We start from the raw sequence: 22,431 nt of genomic DNA on the forward strand, positions 1-22,431 counted from the left end.
CACCCGCGAATGACGATCCCGCGGCCCTTGCTGACTGGCCCGCCGCAAATCCGGCGCCGGCAGCACCACCGGCGAGAAACGCCCCGCCCGCCGCAAATGATGCCGCCTGTCCGCCGTGTCGGATCGCCTCCATGCCGCCGGAGACCGATGCGCCCTGCACCACGCCCTGAATGATCGGCGGCACATACATGGCGATGACGAAGACGACGACGGAAATGCCGGCGATTGCCAGCGTATTGATGAACTGATCGGTGTCAGTCGACGGCGTTTCTGCGAGACCCAGCAGGATGTCTGAGCCGATCTTGGAGATCATCACCAGCGCCATCAGCTTCATCCCGACGGAGAAGGCATAGACAAGATAGCGGATGGCAAAATCCTTGGTATAGGACGAGCCGCCGAGCCCAAGCATGATCATGCCGGCGAGCAGCCCGATATACATTTCCACCATGACGGCGACGAAGATCGCCGCAACGAGGCTGAAGGCAATGACCACGACCACCATGGCGAAGACTGCGGCGATGGCGAGCGAGTTGTCTTCAAACAAGCCGAACTTGACCTGCTCAGACATTTTTGAGGCGACCTGGATGCCGGCGTCGAAAATGTTCGCAGGCGAAGCGGACCCGCCGCCGGCGCCGATCTGATAGAGGCTGTCGACGACCGCCCTGCCGACCGTCGGCCCCTGGTCAAGAATGAAGGCGAAAAACCCGATGAACATGATCCGGCGCACGACTTCTGCGAACCAGGCGTCGAGCGAGGCGGCATTGATCGCCAGCCACACGGCTGCGATGCCGACCTCAATCCCGGCGAGGATCCAGAACAGCGATCGCGCCGCATTGATGATCGTCGTCTCCCAGCCTTTGACTGCTGTGGAGACGGAGTTCTCAAGCGTGGTCAGCACCTGGCCCTGCTGCGCAAGCGCCGGCGCGCTTGCCAACAGGAGAATGCCGATGGCGATAAAGGCAAGCTCGAGCCTGCGTGACGGACGGACGATCACCATCTCGGTTTCAGCTCCTGCCCGCCGCGAATGTTGCGGTCTGTGTCGCCGCCGAAGAACTTCTCCCGGCGCTCGCGCCGTGCATCGTCGGATGATGGCTGCACGGCGGTGCCTGCAGTCGCTTGTGCTGCAGACATCTGCCACCGGGTCCAGCCCACGCCGGCGCCGAAGCCGACGATCCCTGCCAATGCAAGGGCGATGATCAGGCGCGCGCTCACCAGCGTGGCTCCATCGTCTGGCCGCCACGGATATCGCGCTGGGGCGCATTGAAGAACTTCTCCCGCCTTGCCTGGGCAAGGTCCTTCTGCGCCTGTTCCGACTGATACCAGGTGCCCATCATGGTCATCTGCTGAGAGACGAGACCACGCAGCTTCTGAATCTGCGCCACCTCCTGGCTGGCGATCTCATGGCCGACCTGCAACGCCTTCATCTGCCCGTCGGCACTCTCCGACATCGAGCGCAACGACGACATGGTCGACTCTTCGCTTGCGAACTGTTCAGCCGTGAGGTTCGCCGCCTTCAGCGTACCGGCGATGGTGTCCCTGTTAGTGTCGGACCAGGACTGGTACGTCGTGAAAAGTTCGCCTGCGTCGGCAGGTTGGTTTGCATCTTGGAATAGCTCTGAAACCGCTGTTTGAGCTGGTCGTCGATATTGCCCATCGAAAACGCGATGCCCTGCCCCTGCCCGACGATACTCTGCAGCCGGTTGAGATCGCTCTCGACCTGGCCCCAGACGTGGTCCGGCAACTGCGCGGTGTTTTGCAGCATGTTCTCGTAGATCTTCAGCTGGTTCTGGATCTGCTCGGCCAACTGATTGATCTGGGTGATCTGATTGTTCACCTGCTCGGCCGACTTGCCGACCAGCGAGATGAGCTCGGCATTGTTGGCGAGCTGGGTGAACTCCGTCGCCTCGCCGGTGACGCCGCCGGCCCGCCCCGTTGCAGGCAACACCATCGATGCGACGATCGCAAGCGCAGCGACGGCGCGCCGCTGATCACGGGTTTCGGAGATATGTTTCCGCATGAGCAATCCCTCTTTGTTGCAGCCAGAAAAGCGGCCAGTTGTCGCCATGTTCGGCGTGAAGCATCCGGATGCGTTTCAGATCTTCCTTGCCGGATGCGCCGACGAAGGAGAGCGCGACAGGGCCGAGCGCCATGTCGAAGAGCCGGCGTCCATCCGGCGAGGCGACGTAATATTCCCGCTTCGGCAGGGCGGTCGCGACGATCTCGATCTGCCGCTCGTTGAAGCCGATCCGCTCGTAGAATTCGCGGGTGCCGGGCTCGCGTGCCGCCCCGTTCGGCAAGCAGATTTTGGTCGGGCAGCTTTCCTTGAGCACGTCGATGATGCCGGAGCGCTCGGCGTCGGAGATCGACTGGGTGGCGAGAACCACGGCGCAATTGGCCTTGCGCAACACCTTCAGCCATTCGCGGATCTTGTCGCGGAACAGCGGATGACCGAGCATCAGCCAGGCCTCGTCGAGGATGATGAGGCTCGGGTTGCCGGTGAGCCGCTTCTCGACCCGTCGAAACAGGTAGGTGAGAACCGGCACGAGGTTGCGCTCACCCATATTCATGAGTTCCTCGACCTCGAAGCACTGGAAGGCGCCGAGCGTCAGCCCGTCCTCTTCGGCGTCGAGAAGCTGACCCATCGGCCCGTCGACGGTGTAATGGTGGAGCGCGTCCTTGATCTCGCGCATCTGCACGCCACTGACGAAATCCGACAGCGACCGGCCGCGCGACTGCGCCATCAGCGCAATCTGCTTCGAAATCGCGTTGCGATGATCCGGGGTCACGGTGACGCCCTGCAGCGCGACAAGCGTTTCAAGCCACTCTGTCGCCCAGGCGCGATCGCCATCCGCTGACAATTCCGCGAGCGGGCAGAAGGCGAGCCGCCTCCCCTCCCCTTCTCCGCTTGCATCGCCACCGATCTCATAGTGATCACCACCAACTGCTGATGTCAGCGGCAGCATCGATCGGCCCTTGTCGAAGGCGAAGAGCTGAGCATCCTTGTAGCGGCGAAACTGTGCGGCGATCAGCGCCAGCAGCGTCGACTTGCCCGAGCCGGTCGGTCCGAAGATCAGCGTATGGCCGACATCGTCGACATGCAGGTTCAGCCGGAACGGCGTCGAGCCGCTCGCGACCTGCATCAGGGGCGGCGAACCGGCTGGATAGAATGGGCACGGCGCCACCGGGCTTCCCGACCAGACAGAGTTGAGCGGCACCAGGTCGGCGAGATTGCGCGTGTTGATCAGCGGCTCGCGGATATTGGCGTAGGAGACCCCCGGCAGACTGCCGAGAAAGGCGTCCGTTGCATTGAGCATCTCTATCCGGGCGCCAAAGCCTTCCGCCTGGATCAGCCGGCGAATGGCCTCGCACTTCTCCTGCAGACGCGGCTGCTCGTCGTCGAAGAGGACGATGACCGGCGTATAGTAACCATAGGCGACGAGCTGCGAGGCGGCTTCCGCGATCGCGTCCTCGGATTCCGCCACCATCATCATGGCATCCTGGTCAAGCGAGCGGCTCTGGGTCTGGAACAGCTGATCGAAGAACGGCCTGACCTTCTGCTGCCATTTCTTGCGTGTGCGCTCCAGCCGTGCCCGCGCTTCCTGTTCATCGAGAAAGACGAAGCGGCTTGACCAGCGATAGGTGAGCGGCATCAGATCAAGCGCGTTGAGAATGCCCGGCCAGCTCTCCGCCGGCAGGCCATCGATCGCCACGACACCGAGGAAGCGGTTTTCGACAGTCGGCGTCAGGCCATGCTGAAGCTCGGCCGTTACCAGCCAGTCGAGATACATCGGAATTTCGGGTAAGCGCACCGGATGGTTCTCTCCGGTGACGCAGAAGCGGATGAACTGGAAGAGTTCGTCGTAGCGCGCGACCCGAAAGCCGCCGCGCTCTTCGGTCTCCTCGGTCAGCATGCGCCGGATCGTCACGACATTGGCGAGATACTGCTCTACTTCGCGGATCGAGGTGCGGAAGGCATCGAGTGCACTGTCGGCATAAGTCGCCGAGCGACTGCCGGCATCGGCATAGACGTAACGCGTCAAACCCGAGCGTCGCGGTTCCGGCGGGCGCCAGGTCAGGATCAGTGCATGCCGGCTCTCGAAATGTCCCCGCTTTCGCTCAAAATGCGCCCGCCGCTCCGCGTCGATCGCCCTCGTGACCGGATCGGGGAAATGGCAGTCGGCCTCGGCCGGATAGTCTGTCGTCGGCACCCGCGCCGCCTCGACCTGGATCATCCAGCCTGAACCGAGGCGCGACAGGATCGCGTTGATCTGCCGGCTGACTTCGTTGCGCTCGGCGTCGGTCGAACTTTCGCTGTCCGGCCCGGCAAAGTACCAGCCGGCCATCAGGCTGCCGTCCTTCAACAGCATGATGCCGTTGTCGACCAGTCCGGCATAGGGAACGAGATCGGCAAACGACGGGCCGGAATAGCGGAAAGGCTTCAAAGCGACCATGGCGCCGCCCTCAATAACGCCGCCAGGGCGTCGAGGTCGCCCGGTACGCCGATCTATACGAGACATGCCGCAGATAGACCCGGCGCATCAGCGGATCGGATTTCGCCATCATGCGAAGCGCTGCGATTGCCACGAGCCAGAGCGCCAGCCCGAAGATTGCCGCATACCAGGTGAGCACCACGAAGATCAGGATGATGGCGGCAAGCCCGCTCAGCAGTACCAGTTCCCGGTCTGCGCCCATCAGCAGATTGGGACGTGACAGTGCACGGTGGATCCTTGAGCGCACAAGGTTGGAGCCGGACTCAGCCATGAGCCCCCTCCCCTTTGCATGGCGAAAATTTCGCCAGCTCGATCACGTGATGCCTGAGCTCATGCTCGAGGGTGCCGACCGTGGCGCCGGTGGCGCCGAACAGGCCGACGATCTGGGTTGCGCCGAGCAGGACGCCGCCGACCAGCGCGATGTAGCAAAGCCGTCTCGCGAAATCGTTGAGCTCGCCGCCGAAGATCAGCATGCCGCCGGCGATCGCCACGGCGGCCAGCGCGATGAAGCCTGCGACCGGGCCTGTGATCGATTGCTGGATCTGCTGAAGCGGCGACTCCCATGGGAGGCCGCCGCCGCCCGATGACGCAAAGGCCGGCGAGGCCAGGACTATCGCTGACACCAAGGCGACGGCACTGCCGAGCAGTACCTGATGACGCTTACGCTGCATGACTATCCTCATCGATCTGGGCATAATGTTCGGTCTGGTAGGTCGAGCCCTTGAACCCCTCGACATTGATCACGTCGCGCACACGTCGGCCGCGTCCGGTCCGCTCGATCGAGACGACGAGGTCGACGGCTTCGCCGATCACCTCGCGCATCGGCTGCTGGCTGGCTTCGGCTGTTAGCTGCTCGAGGCGTCGCAACGCCGACATGGCCGTGTTCGAGTGCACAGTCGTCACGCCGCCGGGGTGGCCGGTGTTCCAGGCCTTGAGCAATGTCAGCGCCGCGCCATCGCGGACTTCGCCGACGATGATCCGGTCAGGCCGAAGGCGCATCGTGCTCTTGAGGAGCCGCGCCATGTCAACGCTGTCGCTGGTGTGCAGCGCGACTGCATTCTCGGCCGCACATTGGATCTCGGCAGTGTCTTCCAGGATCACCATGCGATCCTCGGGTGCGGTCGCGACGATTTCTGCGATCACCGCATTGGCAAGGGTCGTCTTGCCAGAGCCCGTCCCTCCGGAGATCACAATGTTCATACGCGATGCGATGGCGCTCCGCAGCACAGAGGCCTGTGCTTCGGTCATCACCTTCGCCTTGACGTAGTCGTCGAGCGGAATCAGACGCGAGGCGCGCCGGCGGATCGTGAAGGTCGGCGCGGAGACGACGGGTGGAAGCAAGCCCTCGAACCGGTGGCCGCCGATCGGCAACTCGCCGGAAATGATCGGCTGATCGTGGTCCGCCTCGGATTGCAGCGCATGCGCCACGCTGCCGATGACCACCTCTGCCGCAGCGGGCGTCATCTCTCCGGCCGGCGCGATCCCGTGACCGAGGCGCTCGATGAATAGCCGGCCATCCGGGTTCAGCATGATCTCGACGACACTCGCATCGTCAAGCGCGACGCAGAGGTGGTCGCCGAGCGCGTCCTGCAGCTTGCGTACCAGACGGAAGTGGGATTGGAGCTGAGTCACGCAGCACTCCTGACCAACGGGCTGCCGTTTCCCGCAATGTCTGAGAGGTAATTCGCGGGGCGGACCCGCTCGAAACTCTCGCGGACGGCTGGCAGGCTGCCGGAGACCGCCATCGTGTTGCTGATCGACGCGGGCTCGCCAAGACGCCTCATCGGCCATCCCGCTCGCTTCAGGATGCGTTCGAAGCGAAGGTCGGTCGCTGTGACAACCTCCTTGTAGCCGGTCGCCATCGACCACTCGATGATGCCAGCGAACATGGCGAGCGTGGTCGGGTGCAGTTGGCCGCCTCCTTTACCCACCTCAAATGCCGTGTCGACGCAAAAGCGTGAACTCTCGACCATGCCGGAATGGGCGGTGAATGAGGTGTCAGCCGGCAATTCCGAGAATGTATCGGCGAGCATGGTAGGGCCTGATGCTGGGAGGAGGCGGGCACAGCCGGCGACCCGGCGGTCATCATCGAAGGCAAGGATGTAGGTCGGTCCAAAATCGTCGTACTGATCTCGCTGTTCGCCGTCGGTGATGATCACGTCCCAGCCCATGCTCGATCCGAAGACTTCGGCACGAAGGCGGTGCATTTGTCTGAGCAACCCGAAGTGCTTCTCGTAAACGTCCGGCGAAACAACCGTGATGTGCATGCTCCACTCCGTGATTCGAACTGGGGCATACAAAAATCATCACGAATCGCGTCTGGCCACATGCAGATCTGCACCTACGCGATTCTGCCGAATCGAGGTTTAGTGTCGTGGAAACGATAAACAACCGTGTGGTCGTGACCTGCAGATCTGCATTTCCAGTGGATCAGTGTGGCGTGCGATTTCGCGATAAGCCACGGATCCATATGCATGAATCGCGATTCGACGGAATTGTTTAAGCGGCGCGTTAACCTTTTGTTAACCTTAAACATCTTGCCAAGGGCGGCGGAATCGGGCTTCTTTAGACACGGTAAATCGCTGTGTTTACGAAATATCCCGTGTGTACGAGAGGGCGACGTGGACAATCCCGCTAAGCTTCAGAAGGCAATCCATAAACTCATCGGCGCGCATGCGCGAGATCTTTCGGCGCGACTCCATGAGCATCGGCTTAAGCTTTATCCGCCGGAAGCGCGCAAAACTCTGAGGTCGTTTTCTTCAACCGAGGCAGCCAAGCTTATTGGAGTCAATGACGGCTATCTCCGTCATCTTTCTCTTGAAGGCAAAGGGCCTCAGCCCGAGATCGGCCCGGCCGGAAGACGCTCCTATTCAATCGAAACCATACAGGCTCTGCGAGAATACCTTGAGGTGAATGGCAAGGGTGACAGGCGCTATTCCCCTCGCCGCTCCGGTGCTGAGCATCTGCAGGTTATTGCGGTTGTGAATTTCAAAGGAGGAAGCGGTAAAACCACTACCGCCGCCCATCTTGCTCAGTACCTTGCACTGAACGGCCACAGGGTCCTTGCGGTAGATCTGGACCCCCAGGCAAGCTTATCGGCACTTCACGGTTATCAACCTGAATTCGACATCGATCAGAACGACACTCTATATGGGGCTGTCCGCTACGACAATCAGCGCCGCCCCCTCTCCGAGGTGATCAAGAAGACCTACTTCGCAAATCTCGATCTCGTTCCAGGCAATCTTGAGCTGATGGAATTTGAGCACGATACCGCGAAGGTTCTCGGCTCCAATGACAGGAAGAACATATTCTTCACGCGTATGGACGAAGCGATTGCAAGTGTCGCGGACCAATATGACATCGTCGTGATCGACTGCCCCCCTCAGTTGGGATTTTTGACGATATCTGCACTTTGCGCGGCAACCGCCGTGTTGGTTACGGTTCACCCGCAGATGCTCGACGTGATGTCGATGTGTCAGTTTCTGCTGATGACATCGGAGTTGCTGAGCGTTGTGGCGGATGCTGGCGGAAGCATGAACTATGACTGGATGCGCTACCTAATCACTCGTTACGAGCCCGGCGACGGTCCGCAGAACCAGATGGTTTCGTTTATGCGCACCATGTTCGAGGAACATGTGCTCAACCACCCTATGCTCAAGAGCACGGCGATCTCCGATGCTGGGATCACGAAGCAAACGCTATACGAAGTGAGCCGGGACCAGTTCACTCGCGCGACTTATGACCGAGCAATGGAAGCGCTTGAGAATGTCAATTCTGAAATCGAGCAATTGATCCATCAGTCCTGGGGGAGGTCTGCATGAGACAGGCCGAAAGACAGGGAAGTTGTCGGCCGACAACTTTTGACGCGAGGGGCCTTCGACGCTCCTGGAAAGGAGGGCATTGATGGCTCGAAAACATCTTCTGGCAGACCTCATTCCTGCGAAGTTGTCGGCCGACAACTCATCTGCCCAAACGCAAGATTTGCCGGAACCGGCAGCAAGCGCGTTTGTGTCCCGTGGGGCCATAGGTGCCGTGTCCCGGTCGATCGAAATGCTTAAGTCGCAGTCGATCACCGAACTCGACCCGGACGTGATCGACGCTCCTGACGTCACCGATCGCCTTGAAGAAAGCGACGAACATTTCCAGGAATTTGCGGCGCAGATCAAAGAGCATGGTCAGCAAGTGCCCATCCTTGTACGACCCCATCCCACGCAAGAGGGCCGGTACCAGATCGCGTATGGCCGACGGAGACTACGCGCGGTGAAAGCCGCGGGACGGCTTGTCAAGGCGGCTGTCCGTCAGATGTCCGACGAAGAACTCATTCTGGCACAGGGCCAGGAGAATAGCGCACGCAAGGATCTGTCTTACATCGAAAAGGCGCTCTACTCGGCAGAGTTGGAGCGCAAAGGCTATTCCCGGCAACTGATCATTGGCGCACTTGGCGTGGACAAGGCGGCCGTTTCCCACCTCATTTCAACCGCTGCCCGTATTCCGGCCGACGTCATACGAATGATTGGCCCAGCTCCAAAAGCGGGCCGGGATCGCTGGGTCGAGCTTGCAAACCGTACCGAGCATAAGGGCGCTCTGGAAAAAGCGCGCAAGCTCCTCCAGGAGGCATTGAAAGGCAAATCCTCCGACGAGAGATTTGTCGCCATATTCGAGGGGCTTGCGCCCACCAAAAAGTCGACGGTGCGCGCTCATCTCTGGACCGCGGACGACGGGGTCAAGGCGGCAAAGTTCAAGGACGAGAACAAGTCTCTCACGCTTATTATCGACAAGCAGGCCGCGCCTGAGTTCGGGGAGTATCTGATGACGATGCTTCCGGAGCTTTACCGCGCCTACAAGGATGCCCGTAAAACGGCGAACGACGAAGAAGGGAGCAACTGAGCAAAGAAAAAGCCCTCCGAAACAGCGTTCCGAAAGGCTTCTCTCAGTTTGGTCGCTAAGAGAATCGCATTTCCCGGAATCGCAGTCAAGACCTAACCGTCGTTTCGACGGGCGCTTTCTCTTTGCCTATTGAAAGGTAAAGAAGATGACTGCTGTTAATGCAACGACGCCCTTTGGGCGGCGGCCAATGACGCTTGGCCAGATTTCGAGACAGATGGCGGTGAGGGCAGCAAAGCCCGAATCCTCCGTGCACAAATGGCATGTCTTTCAGGATGTCCGGGAGGCACGAGAACTCTTGGGCGCCACAGACCGCTCACTGGCAATCCTGAATGCCCTCCTGTCGTTCCACCCGGAAACGACACTCGGTGGTGAGGCTGAACTCATCGTATGGCCCTCGAACGAGCAACTCGCTGCTCGCGCCAACGGAATGCCGGCGACGACGTTACGGCGGCACATCGCTGTGCTCGTCGATAGCGGGCTGGTCATTCGGCGCGACAGTCCCAACGGCAAGCGCTTCGCACGAAAGGGCAGGGGCGGGGAGGTTGAGCAAGCCTATGGCTTTGACCTGTCTCCGATCGTTGCCCGCGCGGAAGAGTTCAAAGAGCTGGCGGAGGCAATTCGGAACGAGAAGAAAGCTTACCGGGTTGCCAAGGAGCAACTGACGCTGCTGCGCCGGGATATCGTCAAACTCATCGAGGTTGGCATTGAGGAGCGCGTTCCGGGCAACTGGGGAAGGGTGCAGCAGAGCTACCAGGCGATCGTCGGCCGACTTCCTCGCTCTGCACCAAGGCAGAGCGTAGAGGATGTTTGCGCCGATCTCCATGCGCTGTGCTCTGAAATTCGTGAGGTGTTGGAAACATTTGCAAAAACTCAGAATCCGGTCGCCAATGAGTCCCATTCCGGTCGTCACATACAGAATTCAAACCCAGACTCTAATTATGAATCTAAAAACGGCTTAGGACAAAATAAGGAAGCGGGCAGCGACGCCGCGGAAACCGACAACGTGCGGAGCTTGCCGAAACGGGAGTTGCCATTGGGGATCGTGCTGGAGGCCTGCGCGGAAATCCGTGAACTGGCCCAGGGAGGGGCGATCCGGCACTGGCGCGACCTGTTGGCGACGGCCGAGGTAGCGCGGCCGATGCTGGGGATCAGCCCGAGCGCCTGGCGGGACGCGTGTGGGGCGATGGGCGAGCAGCACGCAGCGATCACGCTTGCCGCAATCTACCAACGGGCCGGCCAGATCAACAATGCCGGCGGTTACTTGCGGAGCTTGAGCGATCGCGCCAAGGAGGGGAAGTTTTCGACCTGGCCGATGATCATGGCTTTGCTGCGGGCGAAACTCGACGCGCAGAAGTCTGCCGAGAGTGCCGGTGAGCGCGAAGCGAGGGGTGGGACTGAAGACGGAGAACGCTTACAGGTCTCAAGCAAGCTGTTGGCAACCCTGCAGAGGCCGCAGCCGCGATGACGGCCGCGCCGCTATTCGACGAGCGGAACCTCTGTATCGCTGGCACCAGCGAGCAATCCCATTCGCAAGGCGCGATCGATGAGGTTCTTCACGGAGGATGGCGACCATTTGGAGCCGCCGCGGGGAGTGCGCTCGTGAAGCCGTTCGAGTTGGGCCGCAATTTCGCGCAGCGTCAGGTCCGGGTTCGAGGAGTGAATGCCAGCAACCAGCGTCATCAATCGGTCCTCGGGCAGCCGAGGCGGGGACTTCCGAAGCAAGGCTGGATCGGCCATGCGCTCGGCGACCATCCATTTGACGGCGCGGCGCAGGCGTTCCGGCGTCCAGTCAAGTCCGCGCTGCTTCAATACGCGAGCGATGTCGTCCCAGGTATGGTCCGGTCGCATGCGCCGAACGGTCGGAAGCCATTGATTGGCGGAAGCCTGAATGCGATCGCCGTAAGCCGCTTTCTGCGCTGCGGTCATATTGGCGAGCGCCTCGGGGCGTTTTTCCCTGATCCCTGGGTTGCCGGGCAGCCGGCCCTTTGCTTTGGCCGCCGTGATGCCCGCCTTGGTTCGTTCAGAAATCAGCGCGCGTTCGAGCTGCGCGACGGCACCCAACACGTGGAGAGAAAACATTCCCTGCGGGGTGGTCGTGTCGATCGGATCGCGCAGCGAGCGAAAATGCGCATTTTTTAACGTCAGATCCTCGATCACCTCCAGCAAATGGCCGACGGATCGCGCCAGACGATCGAGCCTCACCACGACGAGCGTATCGCCTGCGTTGATCTCACGAACAAGCCTGGCGAGGGCCGGACGGGCGCGGGATGCGCCGGAACCGTGCTCCTGGACGATGACGTCGCAGCCGGCCGAGCGGAGCTCGATCTCCTGCGCCTCCGTCGCTTGTTCGTCCGTCGAGACGCGCGCATAGCCGATTTGGCGGCCCTGAGGCCGACGAGAAGTGCGATTTTGCGCGTCACGAGACATTTGGGAGCGCCTTTCAGCCCAGCGAACAGCATTTTTCCAAATGCGGAAGATACGGATAACCGATCAGTTGCAAGCGTGTTTTATCGCTTGAATCGCGGCCCGCCAGCCTCGAGAAACTGTTTCCGACGAGTGGTAGCTTATCCAGGCAGCGAACGCGCGTCAGTGGGCTTCCACGGCGGAATTCATGAGGATGATCAGGTGGCAAGCGCGTTCGATCGGTGCGTCGTCCGGTGGGCTCCTGCCCACACCGCAAAGCGGCATGCGAGATGGCAAGACGGCTTCTGCCATCTTGCTGGCAGCAATCTGTTCACCTATATTCACTGTAAAAGGAGATTACGATGGCCGCACCCCAACTCTCTGTCCGAAGCTCCAAGGCAAGGGATCTGGCTCACCGGCTGGCTCGCCGCGAAAATCGTTCGATTGCCGAGGTGGTCGAACGTGCGCTTGAAGCCTACGAGACCCGCGAGGCGGGCCGTGAACCAGCGGCAAGTTTCTATCGGCGGGTCAACGCGCAAGCGGCCACCGATATCGATCTCGATTCGATCATCCGCGAAAGCCGTCGTCCACACCAGGGTATCGAGCTTTGATATTTCTCGATACGAACGTGGTCTCGGAGACCTTGCGGAAGGACCCTAACGAGGCCGTTATGGCTTGGCTGGTGCGGTTCGACGCGGAATTGGCACTGCCTACTATGACAATCGGCGAGATCGCTTTTGGCATTCAAAAGATCAGGCCGGACCAGCGTGCCGAGCGTTTGGAGCAGGGGCTGACGGAATGGCGCCGTCGATTTGCCGATCGGATGTTTGGTCTCACAGAAGAAGCCGCGCTCGCTTATGGAGAGATCATGGGGCAGGCGGCTCGTCAGGGACACGCAATGTCAGCACCCGATGCAATGATCGCTGCAATAGCGCGCGTGAACGGCGGACGCCTGGCCACGCGCAATCGCAAGGATTTCGAAACGACAGGTCTCGACCTCGTCAATCCGTGGGATTTTTGAGCTGCTCGATGGATTGGCATTGGCGCCATTGCGACGCTTGTTTCCCATGGAGCGTGGTGGCGGCAGGGCGCCGGGCTCGTTTACAAGCCGCTTTTAGACGCTTTGTGACCTGTATTCGAAGCGACTTTCGCGGTTTTGCGCATGAGAATCAGTTGCTGACGGGTCGTGCTGCTCAAAGCATGCGGGCCGCTCGGCCGCTCCGTCTTGTTGCATCGTTGTAGTAGTGCGAGGCCTGCTGCACCGACCGATGGCGCGATTGCTCCATCGCCTCGGGGAGAGGAACTCCGCGATTGGCCGCTTCGGTCAAATACCCCGACCGCAACCCATGCGCGGAGAAATCCCGAGGCTCCAACCCAGCCATCGCCACCCTTTGCTTGACGATATCGTTGACTGCCTTCGGATCGAGCGGACGGCGCGAAACATTGCCCCAGCGATCGATCGCCCGAAATATCGATCCCTTGTCGATGCTGGCGGCGTCGAGCCAGGCGTTCAACGCCTCGACCGGCCGGCCAGTGAGATAGACGACCTCATCCTGGTCGGCACCGGATGTTTTCGTGCGGCCAAGAAGGATGGCGAGAGAGGGCAGGGGAGGGCCGTCTTCGACCTCGATTGCGGGCTCGACCGTCAGTTGCTCCTTGCGTAGGCCGGCAATTTCGCTGCGGCGGCGGCCGCCTGAGGCGAAGGCCACCATCAGGATGGCCCGATCCCTGATGTCACGCAGGCTGCCGCCGCTGCAGGTCGCCAACAGTCTGGCCAGCACGTCTGATGTCACCGCTTTCGCGCTCTTGCGCATTCTCGGGCGCGGCGTGGCGCGCACCGCCAGCCGGATTGCCCATTTGAGGGCAGGGGAGGCGAAGACCCCCGTCAATCCCCGCCATTTCGTCAGCGTCGACCAGGTGGCCAACCGGCGGCGCACCGTGTCGGGGGCATGTGGCCCACCCGATCTCAAAAAGCCCTGGTCGCGCAGGTGCTGCTCGGTGGCCGCCGGCATACCGTGGCCCGGTTCAATTTCGCGCTTCTGCGGATCCCACAGATGGTGGGCGACGAATTTCAGCAGCAAGGCTTCCGGCGCCGGCCAGGGGAGGGGAGCGCCCGTGGCCGCCAGCGACCAGGCCTGCAGATAGGCGAGGTCGGACGTCAGCGCCCGCAGCGTATTCTCGCCCATGCCCGCATTGACAAGATGGCGGAGGGTTTCGACATCCTGATCGGTGAGCAGCTCGGCCAGTTCATCGCGGCGCCCGATCGGCAACACCGCAGCGATCGTATCGAGTTCTCTTGCGCGTTCTTCGATCAAACTTGGCGACTCGCTGCTCATGTCGGCAGTCCGTTCTCGTCATAGAGGTCGTCGTGGTTTGAGGTCAGGTCATTGCTCGTCGGGCGACCCTCGGCTGCCAGTGCCAGAAAGTCATCGATCGTGGCCTGGCTCGCCTTCCGAACAGCCATGATGACCGCAACGGGATTCCCTCCACGACAGACGACCACCTCGTCGTCGCGCAAGGCAAGGTCGATCAGTTCGTCAAGTCGCTCTGCTGCCTCGGCAACTTCCACGCAGATCTTCATTGTTGTTACCTTTACCAGACACGCTCATGCAAAATCGGGTCGAACGCGCGCTTCAATGAAAGCCGGTCGCTGCCGATCGTCCACCATTAGACCGCGTGGCCATCGAGAAGATCCTTCATGCCGTGGCCTTGGAACCGGCGGGGTCGCCCTGCCACACGCCGAGGTCGTCATTCCAGTCGCCGCCGTCGATGGCGTCCTGTTCGGCATCGCTTTTGTCGAACAGGTCATCCGGCAGGCGCCGCTGGCGCAACAGTCCGAACGCGCGCTTGCCGCCGTCGGCCGGGCCGATCCGCACGTAGACCTCATTGTCGCGCATGATGACGATTTCCTCACCTGGTTGGCGCGTTCAGGGACTTCGGCAAATTTCTTGCGCGCTTCGCTGATCTTTACGTGGCCTGCCCCTTGCTGGCCTCCAGTATGCCTGGTGCGCTACCATAGCATGCTCCACCGCGCGTACAATCGCCATATACGCGTGGTGATCGGAAATGCCGTCTCAGCTGGAAATAGCGCCATCGAGAAATTTCTTGACATATGCGACTGGGTAGCAATTCTGGAAGCAAAGGAGATGACGTCATGAGTGTAAAGTCGTCGATTTCGCTAACCGAGCAACAGGACGCCTTTGCGCGATCGCTTGTCGACACTGGACGGTATTCGAGCTTAAGTTCGGTTATTCAGCAAGGGTTGGAGCTGCTCCGACAGAAGACGGAGACTGAGTCCGCTGAGACGGAAGCCCTGCGGGAGCTGATTCACCGGCGGCTAAGTGGAGCATCTATGTCTGAAGAGGCAATGGCAGGCGCGGTCGACGATATGATCGCGCGTAAGCAGAGAGCTCTTCGTGTGGAGTCTTGAATATTCTGTCGAAGCGGAGCGCGACTTTGAACTGATCTTCGATCATCTCTTTGCCGCTTACTGCGATCTCGGTGACCATCCCGACGAAGCCTTGGAGCGTGCTGCTGGCCGAATTCGCGACCTTCGTATGTCGATCAAGCGGATCGCCGAGACGCCGAGCATTGGAACGTTGCGCCCCGATATTTATCCGGGCATCCACTTTTTGCGACGAGACAAGGCTGCGGTTTGGTTTTTGCCAATAGTCCAACGTCGGACGATCGTCGTCGCTGCCATCTTCTTTGGCGCACAAGACCATATCCGACACATGATGAGACGGCTCCTCGAGAATTGAGAGCAAGCTTATATTTGTTCGAAAAAGCGCTCACTTCCGATAACAGATACTTATCGATGGTTTAAACATCAACTCCCAATCATACGCAGTGACGAACAGTAAAGCGCAGATAGCATTCGTTTAGCAAATCATTTACCATTATTTCAATGTCTTACGATCTCGTGAAGTTGCCCATATCGAGCCTGATAGGACCGGCTTTTGAGGCCGGCTGTGGCTTTTGCTTCCCGATTTCAATTGAAGCGCTAAGCTGAAAATCCGGCACGCAATTTTGACCTAACGATTTCATGCCGGGCGAGGGGAGGGGCCTCTTAAAGCCCTGACGCCTTTGTCAGATTGGTGCGGAAGCGGTCGCGCCGCCGCTGATATTTACGCGTCATCTCCGCCGAGGCGTGACCCAGCTGTTTCTGAACATACCGCTCCTCGATGTCGGCTGAGGAGGCAAGGCCGGCGCGCAGCGAGTGGCCTGAGAACAGCAACGCACGTTCCCCTTCCGTAAGATCGGAACGGACGCCTGCGGCGAGTGCGGTCTGCTTGACCAGACGGGCGACATGTTTGTCGGAAAGCCGCTCGACGTCGACCGTCTTGTTGTCCTTGAAGATGCGGCGGAAGAGGGGGCCGCGCGCAATCCGGCCGAAGCGGATCCAGCTCTCGAGGGCTGCCACGGGGCAGGTCTCGCTGGAGGCGCCGCGGCCGACCTCGACCTCGCGCCATCCGGTTTTGCCGCGCAGCGTCACCAGGACGCCTTGGTCGGGAAAAATCTCGATCCAGCCATGGCCATCGCTCTTGTCGTCGCGGACAGCGTCGAGGCCGGCGATCTCGGAGCGCCGCAGGCCGCCGGCGAAGCCCAGGAGCAGGATGGCCCGGTCACGCAGGCCCCTCAGATCGTGGCCGAGGGTGTTGACCATCGCCTTGATGTCGTCGCCAAGCACGGCCTCCTTCTGTCGCGGCGGCTTGGCGTGCTTGCGGCGAATGCCGGCGAGCACCGTCGCAATATGCCGGTCGGTGCGATCCATCGGCACGCCGCGCTGGGTAAAATTCCAGGCGAGGCCGGAGAGACGTCGCTCGATCGTCGCCACCGAGAGGGCAGGGGCACTGCGTTTCGGGTTTTCGGCAGAGATGCCCGAAGCACAGGCGCCGATATAGAGGCCGATCACCTGGCTTGAGGGGGGCAGCGGTTCAAAACCTTCGCGGCGGCACCAGGCGGTGAAATGCCGCCAGTCCTTGGCGTAGGCATCGCGGGTGTTTTCGGAACTGGCGGCGTTGGCATAAGCTGTCGCGGTCTCGACCAAGGCTTCCAGCCGCGCCGGGACACGGGGTGTCGGCCCGGGGGCGGGAGGTGAAGCGCCCAATTCGCTGCCGGGATCGACGACGTTGGTGCTAGAATCGTCGATTTTGGGCGTGTTTGCCGGGGGATTTTCCATGGTTCGGGATGCTATCACTTTATGTCCGGTAATGGAAGGTTACCGGACATAAAACAGTGTTGACGGGCCGTGCGGTTTCGGCAGAACCGCATGGCATAAACTGCACGCTTCGATTATGCTCGGCAGCATGGATTCGCGCTCCCGCTCGCCTCTCGTCACCCCAGTTCCGCCCACGGCCGTGCCGCCCCTGCCGGCCTGGGTTTTGCCGCGCGGCGGCGAGCTGGGTGAGGCGGACGCCGCCTTCGCCGCCGGCATCGCCCTGAAATCCTTGGACGATCTGGTGCGCACCGAACCCGCTTGGGCCGGCTGCTGGCGTCAACGGCTGGCGCTCAGATGCGCGCAATCGGCGGTGCAGCTGATCGGCCGCACCGAGAGCGAACCGGCCTTGCGCGATGCGCTGCTGCTCACCACACCCGACGACGATCCCGGACCGGCCGGCACAATGGTTTTGGCCTTCCAAAGGCTGGCGGCGAAGAAGCGGACGATCGGCAGCAAGGTTCTGCAGGGGTTGGCGGCACTGATCGGCTTGCGCCGCGACGGCCTGGACGAGCTCGCCGATCTGTTCGACGCCGCGCTGCAGTCGCCGCGCACAGCACCCTTCGCCGTCGCCGAGCTGGTGGCGAAAATCTGCGCCGCCCGGCCCGACGCTGAAATCCTCGCCTGGTGGTTGGCCGATCGGCTGTTGGCGGAAAAACTCGGCTGGGCGTGCGGCGTGCCGCTGCTGATGGCCGAACGCTATGGCGCCGCATTTAAGACGATCGGCGGCCGCGGACGGGTGCGGTCCGGCGAGCCTGGCTTTGCGCGGGCAGTGTGCCTGGCGCTCGTGTCAGGGACGACCGAGGCCCTGCGGCAGGCCAATGACATCGGCCGGCGCGCCGAGGCATTGCTGGCGGCGGCGCCGAAGGTGCGGACGAAGGGCGCCGGTGTCGTCTTCGAAAAGCTGCTCGACGAGGATGCCGTGCCGGCTTCCGCGCCCGGCAGCGATCTTTCCCGCTGGGCGGCGACGCGGCTGTTCGAGCGGCTCGAGAGTTTTGGCGCGGTGCGCGAACTCTCCGGCCGCACGTCCTTCCGGATTTTTGGATTGTGACGATGACCGGATCGGGGGCAACCAGGACACATCGAGGAAGGAAATCGAGGTCGGAGGATGAAATCCTCTATGACCGGGAACTTGAGGATCTACCGCCGGAGCTGCGCTGGCGCGAATGGATGCTGAGGGTGGAGGCGGTCATTTTTGCCGCCGTGGAACCGGTTAGCCGCGAGACGCTGGCGCGGGTGGTCGGAAAGAGCTGCAGCATCGAGCTGCTCATCGATGATCTGCGCGAGGACCTGCGGTCGCGTCCTTATGACATCGTTACGGTCGCCGGCGGCTGGCAGCACCGAAGCCGCTCGGCCTATGCGGCCGCGATCCGCGCGTCGCAGGCGCCGACGCGGTCGTCTCCGGTGTCGCTGTCCGAGCACGAAGCCGCGGTGCTGGCGGCCATCGCCTACCTGCAACCGGTGACCCGCGGCGAGCTGTCGAAGATGTTCGGCAAAGAGGTGAGCCGCGACACGATCGCCAGTTTGCGCGACGCCGGCTTTCTTGGCTCCGGGCCGCGCAGCCCGACACCCGGCGCGCCCTATACTTATGTGACCACCAGGCATTTCCTGTCGGCGTTCGGCCTCGAGACGCTACGCGATCTTCCCGACCTCGAACGGTTGGAGGACGCGGGACTGCTCAGCCGGCAGGCGCTCGAGGGGGATGCACTGCCGATGCGCGAGAGCGAAGCATCGGAGAACGACTGATTCATCCAAGAGCTATGTTTCGGCCTGTCTCACGCCGATCGACGACGTCGACCACGCTCCATCACACGCGCATACGCTCCGAGCAGGGCGGCCACGTCCACGGGCTTTGGCTGGACAGTCGTCTTAGCCTGGCGTTCCCGGAGTTCTCTTCGTTTCTCGAGGCAGTCCGCAAAACGCTCGATGAGCCTCCGGTGGCCCTTCGCCGCCAAGATCAGAAGTCGCCACTGCGCGGCTGCCGTTTCGTCGCCGGCCGTCAGCCAGTCGTCGTCCGGTCGGTTTGCTGCCCACGCAATGCAGTGCGCCCGTGCCGCCGTGGACAGGCTGATCAGGTTCGCCGTCGAATAGATGCCATCGGGCAGGTTCAAAAGGCGTCGAATGAGCGAACGGCTGGATGGCGTATTTCTCATCCCTTCCAATCGACAGATGTCGTCGATGCAGCGATCGAGTTGTCTTGCCGCTGGACTGATGCCAATTCTCGATGCGCGACGCAGGTCGTAGCCACAGCGGGCACAGTAATGTTGCGGCACCAGTTCAGCTTGGTCAAAGACCGCGATGCAGCTTTGGCAGGACGGACATCGGTCGCGCAATCGACAGCTATGTTTCGAGCATGAAACCCGGGTTGCCAGTCGCCATCTCCGCCGAAAATAGGGCTGTGCATCCTCGGCGAGACAGTAAGAACAAAACTGCAGCCAGGTTGACTCTGTCCGATGTCCGCCGTTGCGAAGCGGCAGCAGAAGCTGCCTCGGCAGGGCGTGCGGCAACATCATCGCCGCCAGCTCATCGGGCGCGATACCGGTGTTGGCGCTCAGCAGCTTTGCGATTTCACCCGGCAGCCGGAAATCAAGGGCTGGCGACCACATTACCGCATTGCGCCGGAGCACGCGAGCGAAGGCTCGCGGCGGAACACCATTGGCATGTGCAAGCCGGTGTAGCCAGCTCGACAGCAACTCGTCTGCCTGGGGCACGACGGTGACCGGCCAGCGGTCGGACGCGACGTCACGATAGTGTTCACGGATGCTGATCGTCGGTGCAGGCGCGTCGACCGTCGTCATAGAAGGCTCTCGCGCAGAGCCGCGTTGCGCCGCTTAGAAACCGGCACGTGGCGGAGCTCGTCGATGCTGGCCTTGCTGATGCGTTCGGTTCCGGATCCAATCGCCGCGACGGCCGCCTTGGTGACGATGGTGACGATCTCGCCGATCAAGCCTTCCGAGAGGCTGAATATCCGACGCGCCAACGGCTCGTTCGACAAATCGGAGCTTTTGGCCAGCGGCAATGCGGCCTCGAGACTGTCGAGCAGCATGAGATAGTTTTCGTCATACTGCCAGCGTGGGACCGCGACCAGCTCGAAGCGGCTCGCCATCTCGCTGGTGGCGTTGATGAAATCGCAGACGGCCACCTCGCCGATCAGCACCGGCGAGATGTCGTACTGGCGGCCGATCCGCCGCAGGAAGGCAAAGACGGCTTCGACGTCGCGGGCACGGCCCCGCAGCGCATTGTGGAACTCGTCGAGAATCAGCACCTTCGGCTTGAGGCTCTCCAGCAAGTGGTCGAGTTGCTCCGCCTTGCGACCGACATCCCACATATCGCCGCCGGGAGCGCGCAGCGCCTGCAGAATACTGGCATAGAAATGGCCGAGGCCGGCGCCTTCGCGTGTCTGGACCATCCAGACTTTTTGCGCGGGCGCGGCTCTCAGGTGCTCGACGGCGAAGCGTTCGGCGATCATCGTCTTGCCGTTGGCGTAGGGGCCGACCAACATCAGCCCCTGGGTTCGCAAAGACGGAGGTCGTTCCAGGAGCTCGGCCAGCCGCCGATGGCTGTCCTGGGCGACATGATGCCCGATCCAACGGGGTGCGCGGATATAGGCGATCCGCTCTTCCCGATCACGGCCGAGATATGGCCGGACATGCTCGAGCAAATGATCCGACATGGCTACCAATCCTCGACCGGCAACCGGCTCTTTTGGCGCGGCGGATGCTCTGCCGGTAGAGGCGCCGGCGGCCGCATGACCGCATAAGGCTTGTCCGCTGTGGCGGCATGTGCGCTGCGGACAGCGTCGCGCAACTGGCGCTTGGAAGCCTTTGCGGTCTCCGCTATGGCTGCGATCTCGCGGCGGACCGCCACCTTCTCGACGTTTGAGCGTCGATTGGTTGTGCGCCGACGGGTGCGCTCGGCCGCATGTTCCCATAGGGTCACTGGCGACAACTGGCCATCGCGTCGCTCGACCGGCCGAAACTGTCTTGTTTCCGGGTCGCGGACATAGACATGACTGATGTCGCGGGGATCGTATCGCACCTCGAGCTTTCCGAGCCGGTCCCGCTCTGGAACGAAGACGCCCAGCCACGCCGAATAATAGTGCAGGGCGAACATGCTGATCCCTTGCGGCGACAATTGCCTCTCCGTTCTTGGTAGAAACGACAGCAGCACGCGTTGCGGATCGTCGCCGAAGACCGGCAATGCCGAACCGTTGCGTTGCCATTCGGTCAGCGGCACCTTCAGGGTCTTGGAATTTTCCTGCAGATTGTGATCGATCACGGCCAGCGCGACGCAGCGCTCGAGATCGGCGAAGCTCAGGCAGGCGCGCCGCTCGGATGGATATTCATCGCGGTGGGCGACGGAACGCCCCGAGGAGCCCGGATAGGTAGCGAGAACTCCGTTGACTTTGCCCAACAGCCGTTCAACCACGCCGCCGTGATGGACCCTGCCACGATCGCGGGGGCGGATCCGAATGCCGTAATCCTCACAGCCTTGTTGGAATGCATGCCCCTTGAACTCCATCGCCGAGTCCGCGACCAGCAGCCGCGGTCGACCGAACATCGGCCAGGCGTGATTGAGATTGCGCGCGGCAAGCCATGCGTCTTTCGGACACATGGCCTGGGCGAGGCATAGCGCGACAGACAGCACCGACGGCTTCTCCAAGGTGAGGCAGAAGCCGAGGATGGATCGTGTCGCCACGTCGGTGATGACAGTCAGGTAAGGGCGGCCGACGAACACACCAGCCCCGTCAACAACCTCCACGAAATTGATATCGGTCGGCGTATGGTCGATTTGGCAGACGGCGAGCGGGTGCGGCGCATGGATATAGCCGGGTCGCGGCTTCAGCCGCAAAAAGTGCTTCGGATTGGCCGAACGCTTCTTGGCGATCTCTTCAGGCGAAAACAAGACCGGGATGCGTCGAGCGACCGTCACATAGGACGGCACGGCAAGACCGGCTTCCTCGCAGCGCGCGCGGATCTCGTCGACCACGGGAGCAAGTCCGGTCGGCTCGAGCGTCAGCCACTTCTCCCGAAGTGTGGTCGCGATGATCTCCTCGATCTGTTCCGACAGCCGTTTGCGCCGACTGACCGCAGTGCGAGGCAGCAGGGCCGTCACCGTCCGATCGGCGCGATATCGGGCGAGGAGATTGTAGATTTGCCGTGTGGTTAGGCGCAGTTCAGCCGCCGCGCGCGTGATGGTAGCCTGCCTCGGGCCGCGACCGTCGAGGATCTTGTCCAACTCGCGGGCAATGCGACGCGCCATCGACCACTGCTCGTCCGAGATCGGGCGATCCGCCGGCAAGGTTCGATCGTGAAATCGCTTTGGCAAGGGGCTTCATTTGAAATCGTTAGCGAAAAATCGACACCGATTTAGCGTCTAAACCTAACGCCTGTATGACATTTTCCGATTTGAAATCCGAAAGTAAAAGCCACA

At 61.5% G+C, this 22,431-nt stretch carries 23 protein-coding genes and 2 pseudogenes; 9 read left to right on the top strand and 16 right to left on the bottom strand.

Going from position 1 to position 22,431, the window contains the following annotated elements:
• The 8 genes and pseudogenes from trbL to traI form a co-directional block, all read right to left on the bottom strand.
• The coding region (gene trbL, locus AS026_RS32770) for a P-type conjugative transfer protein TrbL (protein WP_425349834.1) at window positions 1–997 on the bottom strand (997 nt) is incomplete at its 3' end.
• Window positions 991–1,212: an entry exclusion protein TrbK gene (trbK, locus tag AS026_RS32775; protein ID WP_028748919.1), complete on the bottom strand. Its 222-nt coding sequence runs from the start codon at window positions 1,210–1,212 to the stop codon at window positions 991–993. The genes trbK and trbL, both read right to left, overlap by 7 nt.
• A pseudogene (gene trbJ / locus AS026_RS32780) lies at window positions 1,209–1,948 on the bottom strand (P-type conjugative transfer protein TrbJ). The gene trbK and the pseudogene trbJ overlap by 4 nt, the downstream one beginning before the upstream one ends.
• Before the next feature lie 40 nt (window positions 1,949–1,988).
• Window positions 1,989–4,451 carry a conjugal transfer protein TrbE gene (locus AS026_RS32785; protein ID WP_028748918.1) on the bottom strand — a complete coding sequence of 821 codons (2,463 nt, stop codon included), beginning with the start codon at window positions 4,449–4,451 and terminating at the stop codon, window positions 1,989–1,991.
• A 10-nt stretch (window positions 4,452–4,461) separates the two neighbouring features.
• Window positions 4,462–4,761 (bottom strand): conjugal transfer protein TrbD, encoded by a 300-nt coding sequence (locus AS026_RS32790; RefSeq protein WP_018325670.1) that lies wholly within the window; start codon window positions 4,759–4,761, stop codon window positions 4,462–4,464.
• Window positions 4,754–5,161 carry a conjugal transfer pilin TrbC gene (trbC, locus tag AS026_RS32795; RefSeq protein ID WP_028748917.1) on the bottom strand — a complete coding sequence of 136 codons (408 nt, stop codon included), beginning with the start codon at window positions 5,159–5,161 and terminating at the stop codon, window positions 4,754–4,756. The genes AS026_RS32790 and trbC overlap by 8 nt, the downstream gene beginning before the upstream one ends.
• Window positions 5,151–6,122 (bottom strand): P-type conjugative transfer ATPase TrbB, encoded by a 972-nt coding sequence (gene trbB / locus AS026_RS32800; RefSeq protein ID WP_028748916.1) that lies wholly within the window; start codon window positions 6,120–6,122, stop codon window positions 5,151–5,153. Before trbB ends, trbC begins: the two co-directional genes overlap by 11 nt.
• On the bottom strand, window positions 6,119–6,757 hold the full coding sequence (gene traI, locus AS026_RS32805) for an acyl-homoserine-lactone synthase (RefSeq protein ID WP_028748915.1): 639 nt from the start codon (window positions 6,755–6,757) through the stop codon (window positions 6,119–6,121). The genes trbB and traI overlap by 4 nt, the downstream gene beginning before the upstream one ends.
• Before the next feature lie 354 nt (window positions 6,758–7,111).
• Between traI and repA the strand changes: the two genes are divergently transcribed.
• The 3 genes from repA to repC all read left to right on the top strand — a co-directional run bounded on the left by repA (window position 7,112) and on the right by repC (window position 10,842).
• Complete coding sequence (repA, locus tag AS026_RS32810) at window positions 7,112–8,311, top strand: plasmid partitioning protein RepA (RefSeq protein ID WP_028748914.1); 1,200 nt, start codon at window positions 7,112–7,114, stop codon at window positions 8,309–8,311.
• Window positions 8,312–8,393: 82 nt separating this feature from the next.
• Window positions 8,394–9,377 (top strand): plasmid partitioning protein RepB, encoded by a 984-nt coding sequence (gene repB, locus AS026_RS32815; RefSeq protein ID WP_028748913.1) that lies wholly within the window; start codon window positions 8,394–8,396, stop codon window positions 9,375–9,377.
• Between the two features lie 145 nt (window positions 9,378–9,522).
• The gene (gene repC / locus AS026_RS32820; protein ID WP_028748912.1) at window positions 9,523–10,842 is read left to right on the top strand and encodes a plasmid replication protein RepC; all 1,320 of its coding nucleotides are present in this window, start codon (window positions 9,523–9,525) and stop codon (window positions 10,840–10,842) included.
• An 11-nt stretch (window positions 10,843–10,853) separates the two neighbouring features.
• Here the strand turns inward: repC and AS026_RS32825 are convergent, their stop codons facing one another.
• Entirely contained in the window at window positions 10,854–11,804 is a 951-nt protein-coding gene (locus AS026_RS32825) for a recombinase family protein (RefSeq protein WP_028748911.1), read from the bottom strand.
• 338 nt (window positions 11,805–12,142) lie between these two features.
• On the opposite strand from AS026_RS32825, the gene AS026_RS32830 reads away from it, so the two are divergent.
• Both AS026_RS32830 and AS026_RS32835 read left to right on the top strand, forming a co-directional pair.
• Window positions 12,143–12,391, top strand: coding sequence for a type II toxin-antitoxin system VapB family antitoxin (locus AS026_RS32830; RefSeq protein ID WP_025662876.1), 249 nt, complete (start codon window positions 12,143–12,145; stop codon window positions 12,389–12,391).
• Window positions 12,388–12,801, top strand: a complete 414-nt coding sequence (locus tag AS026_RS32835; protein ID WP_062374671.1) for a type II toxin-antitoxin system VapC family toxin — start codon at window positions 12,388–12,390, stop codon at window positions 12,799–12,801. The genes AS026_RS32830 and AS026_RS32835 overlap by 4 nt, the downstream gene beginning before the upstream one ends.
• Before the next feature lie 172 nt (window positions 12,802–12,973).
• Here the strand turns inward: AS026_RS32835 and AS026_RS32840 are convergent, their stop codons facing one another.
• From AS026_RS32840 to AS026_RS32850, 3 genes and pseudogenes are all read right to left on the bottom strand, one after another.
• Entirely contained in the window at window positions 12,974–14,116 is a 1,143-nt protein-coding gene (locus tag AS026_RS32840; RefSeq protein ID WP_062374674.1) for a site-specific integrase, read from the bottom strand.
• A complete protein-coding gene (locus AS026_RS32845) occupies window positions 14,113–14,361 on the bottom strand; it encodes a type II toxin-antitoxin system Phd/YefM family antitoxin (protein ID WP_205634501.1) in 249 nt (82 codons plus the stop codon). Before AS026_RS32845 ends, AS026_RS32840 begins: the two co-directional genes overlap by 4 nt.
• A gap of 115 nt (window positions 14,362–14,476) precedes the next feature.
• Window positions 14,477–14,745 (bottom strand): annotated as a pseudogene (locus tag AS026_RS32850) (type II toxin-antitoxin system Phd/YefM family antitoxin).
• A 189-nt stretch (window positions 14,746–14,934) separates the two neighbouring features.
• Here AS026_RS32850 and AS026_RS32855 point away from each other — a divergent pair.
• Together AS026_RS32855 and AS026_RS43820 are read left to right on the top strand one after the other, a co-directional pair.
• Complete coding sequence (locus AS026_RS32855; RefSeq protein ID WP_062374676.1) at window positions 14,935–15,210, top strand: type II toxin-antitoxin system ParD family antitoxin; 276 nt, start codon at window positions 14,935–14,937, stop codon at window positions 15,208–15,210.
• The gene (locus AS026_RS43820; protein ID WP_062374678.1) at window positions 15,197–15,541 is read left to right on the top strand and encodes a type II toxin-antitoxin system RelE/ParE family toxin; all 345 of its coding nucleotides are present in this window, start codon (window positions 15,197–15,199) and stop codon (window positions 15,539–15,541) included. Before AS026_RS32855 ends, AS026_RS43820 begins: the two co-directional genes overlap by 14 nt.
• Before the next feature lie 308 nt (window positions 15,542–15,849).
• Here AS026_RS43820 and AS026_RS32865 read toward each other — a convergent pair whose 3' ends face one another.
• Window positions 15,850–16,962: a tyrosine-type recombinase/integrase gene (locus AS026_RS32865; protein WP_028748910.1), complete on the bottom strand. Its 1,113-nt coding sequence runs from the start codon at window positions 16,960–16,962 to the stop codon at window positions 15,850–15,852.
• A 127-nt stretch (window positions 16,963–17,089) separates the two neighbouring features.
• Here AS026_RS32865 and AS026_RS32870 point away from each other — a divergent pair, with 127 nt between their 5' ends.
• Complete coding sequence (locus AS026_RS32870; RefSeq protein ID WP_028748909.1) at window positions 17,090–18,049, top strand: DUF1403 family protein; 960 nt, start codon at window positions 17,090–17,092, stop codon at window positions 18,047–18,049.
• Window positions 18,050–18,051: 2 nt separating this feature from the next.
• Window positions 18,052–18,744 (top strand): SMC-Scp complex subunit ScpB, encoded by a 693-nt coding sequence (gene scpB, locus AS026_RS32875; RefSeq protein WP_051321166.1) that lies wholly within the window; start codon window positions 18,052–18,054, stop codon window positions 18,742–18,744.
• A gap of 29 nt (window positions 18,745–18,773) precedes the next feature.
• Here scpB and AS026_RS32880 read toward each other — a convergent pair whose 3' ends face one another.
• The 3 genes from AS026_RS32880 to AS026_RS32890 are packed head-to-tail and all read right to left on the bottom strand — an operon-like array spanning window position 18,774 to window position 22,260.
• Window positions 18,774–19,796, bottom strand: coding sequence for a TniQ family protein (locus tag AS026_RS32880; RefSeq protein WP_028746974.1), 1,023 nt, complete (start codon window positions 19,794–19,796; stop codon window positions 18,774–18,776).
• Complete coding sequence (locus tag AS026_RS32885) at window positions 19,793–20,671, bottom strand: TniB family NTP-binding protein (protein ID WP_028746973.1); 879 nt, start codon at window positions 20,669–20,671, stop codon at window positions 19,793–19,795. The genes AS026_RS32880 and AS026_RS32885 overlap by 4 nt, the downstream gene beginning before the upstream one ends.
• A gap of 2 nt (window positions 20,672–20,673) precedes the next feature.
• Window positions 20,674–22,260 (bottom strand): Mu transposase C-terminal domain-containing protein, encoded by a 1,587-nt coding sequence (locus tag AS026_RS32890; RefSeq protein ID WP_235777076.1) that lies wholly within the window; start codon window positions 22,258–22,260, stop codon window positions 20,674–20,676.
• Window positions 22,261–22,431: the final 171 nt, after the last annotated feature.

Source organism: Rhizobium altiplani (assembly GCF_001542405.1).
Lineage (GTDB): Bacteria > Pseudomonadota > Alphaproteobacteria > Rhizobiales > Rhizobiaceae > Rhizobium > Rhizobium altiplani.